The organism is Desulfonatronum sp. SC1, assembly GCF_003046795.1.
Taxonomy (GTDB): domain Bacteria; phylum Desulfobacterota; class Desulfovibrionia; order Desulfovibrionales; family Desulfonatronaceae; genus Desulfonatronum.
This window is the reverse complement of sequence record NZ_PZKN01000039.1, coordinates 16218-28677: the sequence shown is the minus strand read 5'-3', so window position 1 is coordinate 28677 and position 12460 is coordinate 16218. Positions and strand designations below refer to the sequence as shown.

General features: G+C 55.6%; 11 protein-coding genes. 6 read left to right on the top strand and 5 right to left on the bottom strand.

The features are described from left to right. From C6366_RS16505 to C6366_RS16480, 6 genes are all read left to right on the top strand, one after another. Nucleotides 1-764, top strand: a 764-nt coding sequence (locus tag C6366_RS16505; protein ID WP_146164892.1) for a cation:dicarboxylase symporter family transporter, incomplete at its 5' end; no start/stop codon positions are given. Nucleotides 765-875: 111 nt separating this feature from the next. Then, the gene (locus C6366_RS16500) at nt 876-1322 is read left to right on the top strand and encodes a DUF1566 domain-containing protein (RefSeq protein WP_107739928.1); all 447 of its coding nucleotides are present in this window, start codon (nt 876-878) and stop codon (nt 1320-1322) included. Nucleotides 1323-1838: 516 nt separating this feature from the next. After that, nucleotides 1839-3242, top strand: coding sequence for a sigma-54-dependent Fis family transcriptional regulator (locus C6366_RS16495; RefSeq protein WP_233248547.1), 1404 nt, complete (start codon nt 1839-1841; stop codon nt 3240-3242). Nucleotides 3243-3288: 46 nt separating this feature from the next. Further along, nucleotides 3289-4092 carry an MBL fold metallo-hydrolase gene (locus C6366_RS16490; RefSeq protein WP_107739926.1) on the top strand — a complete coding sequence of 268 codons (804 nt, stop codon included), beginning with the start codon at nt 3289-3291 and terminating at the stop codon, nt 4090-4092. Then, on the top strand, nt 4085-5449 hold the full coding sequence (locus C6366_RS16485) for an MFS transporter (RefSeq protein WP_199221550.1): 1365 nt from the start codon (nt 4085-4087) through the stop codon (nt 5447-5449). Before C6366_RS16490 ends, C6366_RS16485 begins: the two co-directional genes overlap by 8 nt. Before the next feature lie 340 nt (nt 5450-5789). Beyond that, nucleotides 5790-6272, top strand: a complete 483-nt coding sequence (locus C6366_RS16480; protein WP_107739924.1) for a DUF4440 domain-containing protein — start codon at nt 5790-5792, stop codon at nt 6270-6272. Nucleotides 6273-6971: 699 nt separating this feature from the next. Here the strand turns inward: C6366_RS16480 and C6366_RS16465 are convergent. The 5 genes from C6366_RS16465 to C6366_RS16440 form a co-directional block, all read right to left on the bottom strand. Further along, the gene (locus C6366_RS16465) at nt 6972-7670 is read right to left on the bottom strand and encodes a transposase (protein ID WP_107739922.1); all 699 of its coding nucleotides are present in this window, start codon (nt 7668-7670) and stop codon (nt 6972-6974) included. A 471-nt stretch (nt 7671-8141) separates the two neighbouring features. Continuing rightward, complete coding sequence (locus C6366_RS16455) at nt 8142-8507, bottom strand: VOC family protein (RefSeq protein WP_107739920.1); 366 nt, start codon at nt 8505-8507, stop codon at nt 8142-8144. 173 nt (nt 8508-8680) lie between these two features. After that, nucleotides 8681-9469 carry an alpha/beta fold hydrolase gene (locus C6366_RS16450; protein ID WP_107739918.1) on the bottom strand — a complete coding sequence of 263 codons (789 nt, stop codon included), beginning with the start codon at nt 9467-9469 and terminating at the stop codon, nt 8681-8683. A gap of 342 nt (nt 9470-9811) precedes the next feature. Then, nucleotides 9812-10495, bottom strand: coding sequence for a class I SAM-dependent methyltransferase (locus C6366_RS16445; protein WP_107739916.1), 684 nt, complete (start codon nt 10493-10495; stop codon nt 9812-9814). 167 nt (nt 10496-10662) lie between these two features. After that, nucleotides 10663-11913: an amidase family protein gene (locus C6366_RS16440; RefSeq protein WP_107739914.1), complete on the bottom strand. Its 1251-nt coding sequence runs from the start codon at nt 11911-11913 to the stop codon at nt 10663-10665. Nucleotides 11914-12460: the final 547 nt, after the last annotated feature.

Here is a 12460-nt window from a genome sequence, read left to right as displayed (position 1 = left end):
TGCAGGGCGTGTTCACCGGAATGGTCCGGGCCTCCCTGTATCTGCTGCCAGCGGCCCTGTATCTGCTGACACTGGACTTCACGGCCCGCATGGGCATGGAGATGCTTGGCTCGATTTTCCGGCTGACTGGCCTGATGACCCTGGCTCTGATCCCGCCTCTGATATTCGGCGTGGCCGCGTTGCGATTCAGGCTGCACCAACCCTTCAAGACCCTGGTCAACCGATTTCTGCCCATGACCCTGCTGGCCTTTTCCACCCGGAGCAGCGTCGTGGCCATGCCTCTGGGCATGGACGCGCTGCGTGGGCCTGCCGGCAGGCACCCCGGCCAGCCGCCCGGACTCGATCAGGACCAGGCCATGGCCGCCTTCCCTCTGTTTTTAATGGCCTGTCATTGCGGGTTCACCATCTTCTTCTGCCTGGTTCCCATATTTATCGGCCAGGTCTTCCAGGTGGAGTTCACGCTTGCCCAGTACGCGTTCATCGTCTTCGGCGCGGCCCTCAGCGCCGTGGCCGCCACCGGGGCCCTGGCCATGTCCCATGTTCTGCTTCTGCCCATCATCTGCGACCCCCTGGGCCTTCCGGTGGAGCCCGCGATCCTAGTGGGCTACGCCCTGCTGACCGTCATGACTCCGTTCTCAGCCGCGGTCCAGACCTTGTTCAGCAGCGGCCTGACCGCCCTCGTCGTTGCAAACCAGACCGCACCAGTCGATTCCGCCAACAATGGCGGCAATGCCAATGAAATTGGCGCAAGAAATGAGACCTGATCCGGTTGGCACTTTCTGCAACATTATAGAATTATAAAATTTTTCTCATGGTATGGTTCGTGCAATAATTCAGAATAACATACATCACAATTTAACCATGGGAGGAACGTTATGCGGAAAATGCAAAACTATTTCGGAACCATGGCCCTGGCCTTCATGCTCTGCATGGCCATGCTGTTCATGGCAGGCACGGCCTTTGCCGAACCGTGCGTGGACAACGGGAACGGGACCGTAACGGACAACTACTCAGGCAAAATGTGGCAAAAAGATCCGGGTGTTGCAAGGGATTTTAATGAGGCCATTGACTATGCTCTTAGCCGTTCTTTGGGAGGTCACTCCGACTGGAGGCCTCCGAGTAAGGACGAATTGCTGGAGCTTTCTCGCTCACCATGCAAAAACATGATGGAGTTGATGCCCTTTTTTCATTGGTCATACACCCGCTCTGGCAAGGATGATGACCACGCATGGTACGTGGAGCTCAAAAGCGGCGAAGCAATACTTGGAAAAATGTCGTCTCGTCTCTTTGCCCGTGCAGTGCGTAATATTCGTGGTTGGTGATTCGATTCTTCGGTGGCTTGTCTCCTGTTGCTCGAATACTTGGAGGGCACAGAGAAATCGGTCCTCTTTCCAAAGCCCCGCAAAACCTTCCGACTTGCGCCGTGATCGGAGGAAAAGCCCAGGCTGCTGGCCACGTTGGAGGATATTCGACACGAATTCAGGATGAGCGACGGAATCTTCCATCGCCTGCGCCTGGCCTGCGAGGAGACGTTGGTCATTTCTGCGAGCACTTCGCGGACGGGGACGAGGCCTGCCCCTTCGACATTCAGCGCAGGGATGACGGGATGTTCGTGGAAATTATCTGCGGTTCACGGGTCGAAGTCGTGGATCATTGCCCGCCACCCGTCCACCCCTCCCGCGCCAACGAAGCGAAACTGTCGCGACCGGGCTGTTCCTGTTGGCCAAGACGGCCCGCGACGTCCTGCACTACCATCTTTCCGGAAACACCTATATTATGTTATTCGTCGATGATTGACGCTTGGCATTGAGAATCTTTCTTTTCAACGGGATAAAGGCATGAACACCACCGAAGACGACCACGAATCGCTTTCTCCGCGGCTGGAGCAGCTTCTGACCATCATGGAGCATATCTGCAACGATTTGGCCTGGGGGCGGTATGACCGGGCCGGGGAGCTGTTCGAGATGACCCGGAACGCGGAGTATCCTTCGCCATTGGCCAAGCTGGCCGAGTCCTTCGGCCTGATGCTGGTCAAGGTGGAGGCCCGGGAGTACCGACTGGAAGGGATGGTCACGGAGCTGCGGCGGGTTGGCGACGAACTGCGTGAGGCCAGGCGGCGGCTACTGCGGGAGAACCAGGGGCTGAAACAGGGCCTGGTTGAGCGGTATTCCGCCAAAAGGATCGTGGGTCAAAGCCCGCCCATGCGGGCTGTTCTGGGTCAGGTGGAGCGCATCGCGGACACCTCCATCAGCGTCCTGATCACCGGCGAAACCGGCACTGGCAAGGAACTGCTGGCCAAGGCCCTTCATTACAATTCCCCGCGCAAGGCTGGTCCGTTCATTGCCCTGAACTGCTCGGCCGTGCCGGAAACCCTGTTCGAGCGGGAACTGTTCGGCATCGAGAAGGGCGTGGCCACCGGGGTGCTGATGCACCGCGGCCTGCTGGAGCAGGCCCAGGGCGGAACCCTGCTGCTGGATGAAATCGCGGACATGCCCTTGTCCTGCCAGGGCAAGCTGCTCCGCGTTCTGGAAGAGCGGGAACTGACACGGGTGGGCGGCACGCGGGTTCTGCAACTGGATGTCCGGATCCTTGCCGCCACGAACAAGGACATGACCCTGGCCGTCCAGAGCGGCGCGTTTCGCGGGGATCTGTTCTTCCGGCTGAACGTGATGTCGCTGCACCTGCCACCACTGCGCGAGCGCCGGGAAGACATCGTGCCGCTCATGCGGCACTTTCTGGATCTGCACTCCCGGAGCATGGGCCGGGATCAGCCGCGCTTGGCCAAGTCCGCCCTGGAGGCTCTGGCGAGTTACGATTGGCCGGGAAATGTTCGTGAGCTGAGCAACGAGATGGAACGCCTGGTGGCGCTGTCCTTTGTCGGTGAAATACACTTCGAGGATTTATCGCCCGGAATTCGCGGCAATCAGGAGCGTGAACCAGCGGCGACCACGAGCGTCGCTTTGGACCTGGGCCACGTCCGGGCTCGTCCCTCGATATCGTCCGAATCGGCCGAGCCGCCTGCAGCTTCCGAACCGGCCGGATCGACTTGCATTCCTTCCCGCGAACCTGGTTCGGTTCCCCCCATTGTCACGGTCCCCGGGAGTTTGCTCGCAACCGAAAAAATGCTCATCCTGAACGCCTTGCGCTCCACGCAAGGCAACAAGACCCAGGCCGCCAAAGTGCTGGGCATAAGCCGCGAGGGGCTGCGCAAGAAGCTGAAACGTTTGGGCATCACGGAATGACCGTCATGAAAACGAACCGCCCCACAACCTGCAACCCGGAGCACTGATGCGGATCTGTTTTCTCGGCGTCGGCGAGGCATTTGACGAGCACTACCCAAACACCTCCCTGCTGGTTTCCTTTCCCGATCCGGACGGCGATGCGCATGTGCTGCTGGATTGCGGGTTCACGGCCCCGGCGGCCTACTACCGCCATGCTCCGGATGACGCGCGGACATGTTCCGCCCTCGACGCCGTCTGGATCTCTCATTTTCATGGAGACCATTTTCTGGGCCTGCCGCTGCTCTTGCTGCGTTTCTGGGAAGAGGGACGGACCCTGCCCCTGACCATCGTCGGTCAGGCCGGGGTTGAGGAAAAGGTATGGGCCGCCTTTGAGTTGGCCTACCCAGGATTCCGGCCACGCCTCAACTTTCCTTTGCTTTTTTTTGAAGCGGTTCCCGGCGAGGTGATCCATGTCGCCGGGGCGCGGTGGAGTTTCGCGCTGGGTGATCACAGTGCCGTGACGCCGTGTCTGGCCGTGCGGCTGGATCGGGACGGACAATCGGTGGTTTACAGCGGGGACGGTCGGCCCAGCCCGGCCACGGCGGAGCTGGCCCAAGGCGTGGGTCTGCTCGTTCACGAAGCTTATGGTCTGGAGCTGGACACCCCAGGACATGGCGGGGTTCCTGGCTGCCTGAAGCTGGCCCGTGACGTCCGGGCCCGGAATCTGGCCCTGGTGCACGTCAACCGCCGGGTACGGCAAGAAAGCGCGGGAACCATCCGGGCCATTCTTGCCGAGGCCATGGGCGTGTACGGCGTCCTGCCCGAGCCCGGCGATGTGATCACGCTGGAACACGGCCCGGACCATGGCTGATCCGCAAAACGCGGCGCTCGCATCCGTTGCGCGCCCCATGGCCTCCAAACGGGAAATCTTCGGCTGGGCCATGTTCGATCTGGCCAACCAGGCCTATACCACGCTGATCATCACCGTGGTTTTCGGGGTGATCTTCACCCGGGTGATCGTGGGCGACGGCCCGGACTACCGCCTGGGAAACCTGCTCTGGAGCGTTTCCCTGGCCGTGAGCTACGCCCTGGTGATCCTCATCGCCCCGATCTGCGGCGCGATCATGGACCATGCCGCGGTAAAAAAGCGCTTCCTGTTCGCCAGCTACCTCCTGACCGTGATTTCCACGGCCTGCCTGTACTTCGTCGCCCCTGGCCAGATCGCCCTGGCCATGACCCTGATCATCATCTCCAACTTCGGCTACGCCGTAGGGGAATCCTTCATCGCCGGGTTCCTGCCCAGCCTGGGGCCGCCGGAAAAGCTCGGCCGGATCTCCGGGTTCGGCTGGGCCCTGGGATATGTGGGCGGGCTTTTGGCCACCGGGTTCGTGCTCCTGGGGCTGGGCGGGATCGCGGAGGACAACTTCGCCAATCTGCGCTTCGTGGGACCGCTGGCGGCCCTGTTCTTCCTGGTGGGCGCGATTCCCACCTTTCTCTGGCTCCGGGAACCGCGAATTCAGCGGGCTAGCGCGGGCCATGGCCCTGTTTCATCCAGGCTGGACTATTTGCGCATCGGGTTCAACCGCGTGGCCTGGACCCTGACCCGGCTGGGCCGGTTCCGGGATCTCGGCCTGTTCCTGGGCTCTCTGTTTTTCGCCATGGCCGGACTGTCCATCATCATCAGCTTTGCCTTCATCTACGGAGACCAGATCATCCGCTGGGAGCCGCTGTATCAGATGCTGATGTTCGTCCTGACCCAGATCACCGCGGCAGCAGGCGCGTTCCTGTTCGGCCTGCTTCAGGACCGGATCGGGGCCAAGCGCACCTACAACCTGACCCTGCTGCTCTGGATCGCGGCAGTGGCCATGATCGCCGCCACGCCGCAACTGACCTTGATGCTCAACCATCTGGCCGGACTTTCATTGCAGCCCCAGCAGGTCTTTCTTGGAGCGGGATGCATGGCCGGATTCGGACTCGGTTCGCTCCAGTCCTCGGCCAGGGCCCTGGTGGGCCGACTGACGCCCCTGGGCAAGGCGGCGGAGTTTTTCGGCTTCTGGGGCATGACCGTCAAACTGGCGGCCATCTTCGGCATCCTGGGCCTGGGCGTACTCCAGGTCCGGTTCGGATTGCAATTCTCCGTACTGCTCTGTCTGGTGTTTTTCATCGCAGCCCTGATCATTGCCCTGACGGTGAACGAACAAAGAGGGGAGCTGGCGGCCCGGATTTGAAGCACAAGCGGGCCGGAGGTTTTCGTGGGGAATTGGGCGAATCGGCGCTGAAGGGATGAATGCAGCATACGCGGTACGCGATCCGCTGGTTCCTTTGGGGCAGAGCGTTTGCGTCTTACCGACGATTGGGCCGAATGGGTCATCGAGCCTTGCTACGATGCCCTATTTCCGGACTGCGACACCGAGTCGGCCTTGACTTCCCCAGCCCAAACCCGCTACATTTATTAGATTAAAATGTTCCTTCAGGCTGGCTTCCAGCGGACGGGCGTCCATGCTGCCTGAAAAGCGATTTTTGTCACTGGTGTTGGTATTCATGAATTTTTAAGGGGGGGGGACTGGTATGAAAAAGTATTGCGGAATGGTTTTGTTGGTGGCGGTGACTTTTGCGGTTATGTTGTCCGGTGCCGGTCTGGCGTGCGCGGAGCAGTCCGATCAGGCGGCAATTGAAAAGGTGCTCCAGGATTTCAGTGTCGCGTTTACCAGCGCTGACATTGCCGCGGTAAACAGGCTTGTTGACGACCATGCGGTCTGGTTGATGCCGGGTCGGTCGGCGATCACTGGCAAGGACCGGGTGTTGGAATTGTACGCGGAATATTTCCAGCTTTTTGACACCAGAATCAACATGCATGCCGACGATGTCCAGGTATGCGGTGACTGGGCGTTTCTGCATGGCGCATTCATCCGGTCCGATACCCCGAAATCCGGCGGCGCGGCCTTGGACACTTCCGGCAACTTCCTGCTGGTGCTCAAGCGACAGGCTGATGGCGCGTGGAAAATCGCGCGGGATATCTGGAACGATGCCCCACCGGCATCGCACGAGTAGTCCGCCGAGAATCCGGCATCCCCGGCGAATGTGCGCTGTTTCCGGGGGGCGCGTGGTGGTGGAGAAAGCGGTGCCGCCCGCGGCCGCCCCGGCCGCGCGATTTGAGGTGCATATCACCTCCGGCCTTGCGGCGCGGATTTAAAGCGTACGCGGGCCGGAGGTTTTTGAAGGGAATTAGCTGAATCAGCGCCGCACCCCGCTCATGCGGGCACTAGCCGTTGTTTTTCGCGATTTCTGTCCGAACGAGTTTTTTCATCAACTCGTAGTTGTCCTTTTTGTCTCCAGCTTTTCGGATTTCAACGGCAACTACGATCACGACAACCAGTGTCTCTTCAATTCGGTAGACAACCCGATACCGTTGACCGGCCGCACGTGCAGATCTGAACTGAATTCTTTCAATGGCCCAGATAGCGCCTTGCCTAATAGCTCTGGGGCCTCCTTCAGTTGGTCAACCCTTTCTGATGATCTGACTCCTGGCCGTAGCTTCAATGCCTTGTAGCTTCTGAGCCGCCAACTCAGTGAGCTTGATTCTATACATCGAAGCCCTTTTTGAACTCTTCGAAGTCGATCAACTTCCCTTGTCGCGCCTGGAGTATACCTGTTTTCAGGTCGCCGTATCCTTCCGGGTCGGAAAGGATGTCCAACGTCTCCGTAATGCTTTCGTAGGTTTCCCACCGAAGAATGGCAATAGTATTGGGGTCAGGTCTTGCTTTTTAATATATTTCGTTCTTTTTTGATGATCCTGCTGACAGTGGCATAATGAAGCCCGAGATGCGTGGCGATAGACTGCTGGGAGTAGCCGTGCTCAATGTGTCCTGCCGCGATGGCCTTGTCTCGGTGCGGCTTTGACTGCCCTCCTGGGAAAAGCTTCTCCAGTGGAGGTCGCGGCGCAAAACGTTGAACCCTTGGGATTTCGGCGAATCCGGTTTTCTTCTGGAGAAATGGAAAGAGCTTTTCCAGGAAGGGTTCCTCCCCCAAGAGACATTGCCCAACGAGCTTCTTCCAGGGTGACTCCTTGCTGATCCCCGCAAGAACGAACCTTTGGTACTCCAGTTGCGCCTGCTTCCGGTCATTCCCGAATTGGGCAAGAATCCAGTCCGTTGAGAGGAGGTCCAATTTCTTCTTCAACCCGGCAGTGGCGCAATAACTGGACCAGGGGTAAACTTTGGGATGCCGCGCCATCCCGGCCCGGACCGGATTCAGGACGATATAGCGGCACAACTCCAACAGATGGGACTCCTTGTCGACCACAATGGATTTGAACCGCCCCTGAAAGACATGCCCTGCCCTTGCGTGGCTCCGGTTGAACTTCTGGGTGTAGATCCCGTTCAGCTGCCGCATGCCCTGCGAGAGATTTCCATCCGGTGTCTCGATCAGGAGGTGATAGTGGTTGCCCATAACTGAGTGTTGAAAAAGTCCTTATCCGGCAGTCCGTTCAAAAACCCCAAGTGCAAGGAGCAATAAAAGGTCAAGGTCGAAGCGTATTTATTCATACGTGAGAGTTTGAACTTTTTGCGGCGACGCAGCAATTGGGAGTTTTTCAACGGACTGATAAGGCAATAACCATGACATATCCAGTTGTACCGCTCAACCAGATCGGCAAGGATGGAGACAAACAACAACCGGTCGTCGTCACCCTAAAAAATCTCTGATCGAGCATTCCCCCGAGCAGTCACGTGATAGAGGGCCCCGGGAAACTCAATCCGAAGTGGTCTGGCCATGGAATCAACGCACCTTAAAAAAATTAAAATACAAGACCTGATCCCAATTTCGCTCTTTATACAGGTTCAACGCACTGCTCACCGGATAATTACGAGCGCAGCGAGTAATTTTTCCGCGTGCAGCAAATTGTTAGAGCACATTTTCTCACTAGCGGACGTTATCAAGCTTGAAAAGCGGATTTTCAATAATACCAAAGACGTTGCCAAAGGGATCGACTACTGTCGCCACCTTGATTCCGCCGCCAACATCTGTGACCGGATCTTTGAGCTGTGCCCCCAACTTCTGCAAACGTTTAAGCGCCTCTTCTGTATTGTCCACACCCCAGTAGGCAACCGCTCCCTGATGTCCTGATTCCCCACCTGGAATCAGCCCCAATTCAAAACCTCCAACCTCGTACCCTACATAAAAGGCCTCATCAAAGTAAGGCTTCCTTTCCAATACTTGAGAATACCACTTTTTGCCTTCCTCCAAATCTGAAACTGGATACGAAACTGTGCGTAGACCTTTGATCATGTGAGATCCCTCCTTGTTTCGGTGATCAGACACCGCAGTTTGTGTAAAGAATAAGCTCCCGACAAGAAAAAGCACCAAGGCAGTTCTCATAAATTCTTCAAGTACTTGCAAATCAGATGTTCTAACGTCTGAATTATGCCCCGCCGCTTTGCGGCGTCGGTTTGAATGAAATGTTAGGCTTCAGTCTGTATTTTTCTTGGGTTGAGCAAAAACTCACAGACTAATTTCCCGATGGTTTCCGGGGCATCCTCCATGGCGGCATGACCAGCAAAAGGAATGTTGCCAAAGGATGACCCTAAAATTTTGTTTTGGGCTTCCGCCGCTTCAGACAATGAAAGCAGGAAGTCGCCATCGCCCCTAAGAATAAGTGTTGGGCACTCAATACGTGTAATTGAGTCCTGAGGATAGCCCGCCGAACTGAGATCAGTCCAGAGAGCGACGCAAGATTCAACTAGTTTATTGAAATCTCCTTGTGGGTTAAGCGCAGCGTATTTTTCTGGTGCCTCTGGAAACATTTCTATCCACATTTCCGGTGTAACACCGGCAAGAATATCAAACGATGGATACTGAGGAGAAATACGCCACTGAGAACCGATGGTAATCAGTGCTTTCACTGCCTGGTTTCTTGAAGCAATTCGGTAGGCGACAATGCCTCCGTCACTGAAGCCGATAAGCGAGTATTCCTTCAGGCCAAGATGCGCGATGAGTGCCTGAATATCGGCCTGATGCTGTTGATAAGTGAGGGGCTTGGTTCCGAGTTGGGATCGACCGTGTCCCCGCATATCCATTGCGATAACGTAAAACGAGTCCGGAATCAGGTTGATGACGGGAGAAAAGTCTTCGAGACTGCCGAGGCCGCCATGCAAAAGAACGATCGGATGACCCTGCAATGTCCCGGTGGTCTCGTAATAAATACGTGTGTCTTCGAGATAAAGAAATTTACCGCTTTGATGGTTGAACATGGTTTCCCCCTGATGCCTAACGTGGTGGCCTTTGAGCCGTACACGAAGGGCATCGGTCTCCAGAAGCTGGTTCGTCCGCCTGCGGACGGACTAGCCGAACGGATCAAAGGTTCTGTTGACAGTCCGTTGAAAAACTTCCAATTGCCGCGACGCTGCAAAAAGTTCAAACTCTCATGTATGAATAAATACGCTTCGACATTGATTCGATTGCCAGGACGGCAAATCGAAAATGTAGCGCAGCCACAGCCCGTGAGGGCCGGACACAGGACGTGTCCGGTAGCATTTTTTGCTCCTTGCACTTGAGTTTTTGAACGGACTGCAGGATAAAGACTTTTTTAACACTCAGTTAGGCGAATTTAACGTGGTCTGTCCCTGTTTTCCTATTTCATTGTTGACAACATAAACCCCTAGATTTCCAAACAAGAACGAATCCTCCATAACAATATGCTGTCGTTTTTCGACAAGCCATCCTCTCGCGCCGCCAATTGACATGAATTCCTGGAAATTCTGGAAATGCCCGGGGTCATCTTCATCCAAACTTTTCTCGTCCTTCCAGATGATTGTTTCCGCAAGCCGGGATGCTAATGACGGATGTACCGCAGGCGTGTAATCAAGCAGAACAAGCGGCCCATTATTTAGCGTACATCTTTTCATAGATTCCCATACCGCGGCCCGAGAATGCTCTGGCATTTCGTGAAGCGACAATGCAATTACCGAACCGTCAACAGAATTCTCCAGTTTAAGTTGCGTAACATCTGCGTGGCAAAATGTGACCTCATGCGACTTGTTTCGTGCAATCTGGAGCATTGATTTGGATAAATCTACAGCGGTTACATCCATCCCTGCACGACTTAAATATTTGCTTAAAGTACCAGCACCACAACAGGCATCTAACACTGACATTGCCCCCATGGATTGCAACATTTCGACAACTCTCATCCGTGCGCGCCGAAGCATGATGTCTTGTATCCACCCGATGTATATAAGAGATTGAGCGATGCTCTCGTACCGATCATCCTTCGCCATTTATATCATCCTGTCGTCTAACGTAAATGTAATGGGGGGCGGAGCGATCGACAGCGCCGATAATCCAGGCGACGCAGTCGTCTGGAACGTTTGCATTCACCGACGATGCACAGCTTTATCTCGCAGTGTCCGATGGAATATTTGGTTGGGCATCTTGGCTCTGTGTATTACGTAGTTGCTGAACATAAGTCTAACATCATTGGTTGCGAACCCCACAAGCGCAGACTAGCGTCGAGTAGAAACTCATCTTGATAGTAACCAGCTGCCATAGAAAGCCCAACAGGAATACCATTAACCTGAGCCAGTGGAATGGTGATCTCGGGTAACCGGGCAACACCAGCAAACGATGTGACGGCCATAGTACGGTCGTAATAATCGAGTACAGAATTAAGGTTGCTGCCGGTGAGTGTGCCCTTCTTCGGGGCAAGCACAGGTGCCGTCGGGTAACAGAAAACATCGCCCGGCTGAATGAACGCGGCAACCCGTGAAAAGAGGGCTTCGCATAAGTTCAGGGCGTCGCTCATCGTGCTGCGGTCGAACTGTTCGACGTTACGATATCCTGCCTGGAAGTTCGATCCTTGTTCGGGTCGATTTTCCTGAATCCATCCTCCAATGGCGTTGGCAATTTCCGCCGTCTGGAGTACCCGAAGCGCATCCTCGTTGCACGATTTTAGGCTGACGTCCAAGCCTGTGATGTCGCGCAGAGAAATGGAGGCGACGGTGATGTTAGGGAAATTACCCAAATGCGTAATGCACTCGAACAAGACGTTCTGGATCGCGGGGTCGGCTAGCGCGAAGGCTTCCGTCACCAAATAGATATTTTTCACTGGTGGTTGTGCAACGTCATGGCTGCGAAGAAGTACACGCATCGTTTGGCGCAGAATAGGAAGATTTTGAGCCAATACGCCAACTGTGCTGACACTTGGTGCAAAAGGAAGTACTCCGGCTTCGGAGATGCGGTGCAGACTTGGCCGCATGCCGAACACCCCACAAAGGCTGGCGGGAATACGGATCGATCCGCCGCAGTCGGTACCCAGCGCAAAGTCTACCAACTCACATGCGACTGCCGACGCCGAGCCACTCGAAGATCCGCCGGGGATCCGATCCGGGGCGCGTGGGTTCACTGGCGTACCGTAGAAGTAGCTCTCGCCGTCCAGACTATAGGTAAATTCGTCGGCTATTGTTTTGCCGACGCAACGCGCTCCAGCCATCAACAGTTGTTCCACACAAACCGCATGGTAGGCAGCTCGTGGATGTGCTTCACGCCATGGTTTACTACCATAGGATGTAAATCGATCACGGATATCGATGTTGTCTTTAACTGCAAAGCACAAACCATCCAATACGCCAGATGTATAGGGGGCTATTTCAAAGAGTTCAACAAAAGCGTTGGAGGACTGGAAATCGTAAGTTTTCATTGGTGGCCTGCGATATACGCACGATATTCACACATGTGTATGGTGTTTGATGCCCAACGGGCCGGGGCTGACCCGCGAGCACGGCGGATGGGAGCAGGCCGAAGGCCTGGTCACAGCCGGCGCGCGCAGTCGGGTCCAGTGCCTTGTTCCGGAGCAAGGCGACGGGACAAGGCACTGGACGAAGTCAGCGCCGCATTCCCGGCGACGCAGTCGCCGGGAACGAGTCTGTAGAAAAAGCCATTTTATCGATCGTTTTCACTCCGTTTTCACGGTCTAATTGACCTTATTCTAAAAAGTACGGCAAAACGGGTCACCACAGGATCATCAATTGTTTTCCATTGCCGCTATTCCTTCTCGAACGTCCTCATAATCAGAAAAATTTTCAAGAAACAAAGAAAGGGGGCAAGTCTGCTCTTGGCCCGCCAGTATTCTTGTTTTCACCGAATCCACCCATCTCCAAAGCGCCTTTTCCTCCATCAGCCTGGACTGGAGCCGGAGCAAGACGCTGCTGCCCGTGCTGTAAATCCATATTTCAAATGTCTGCGCG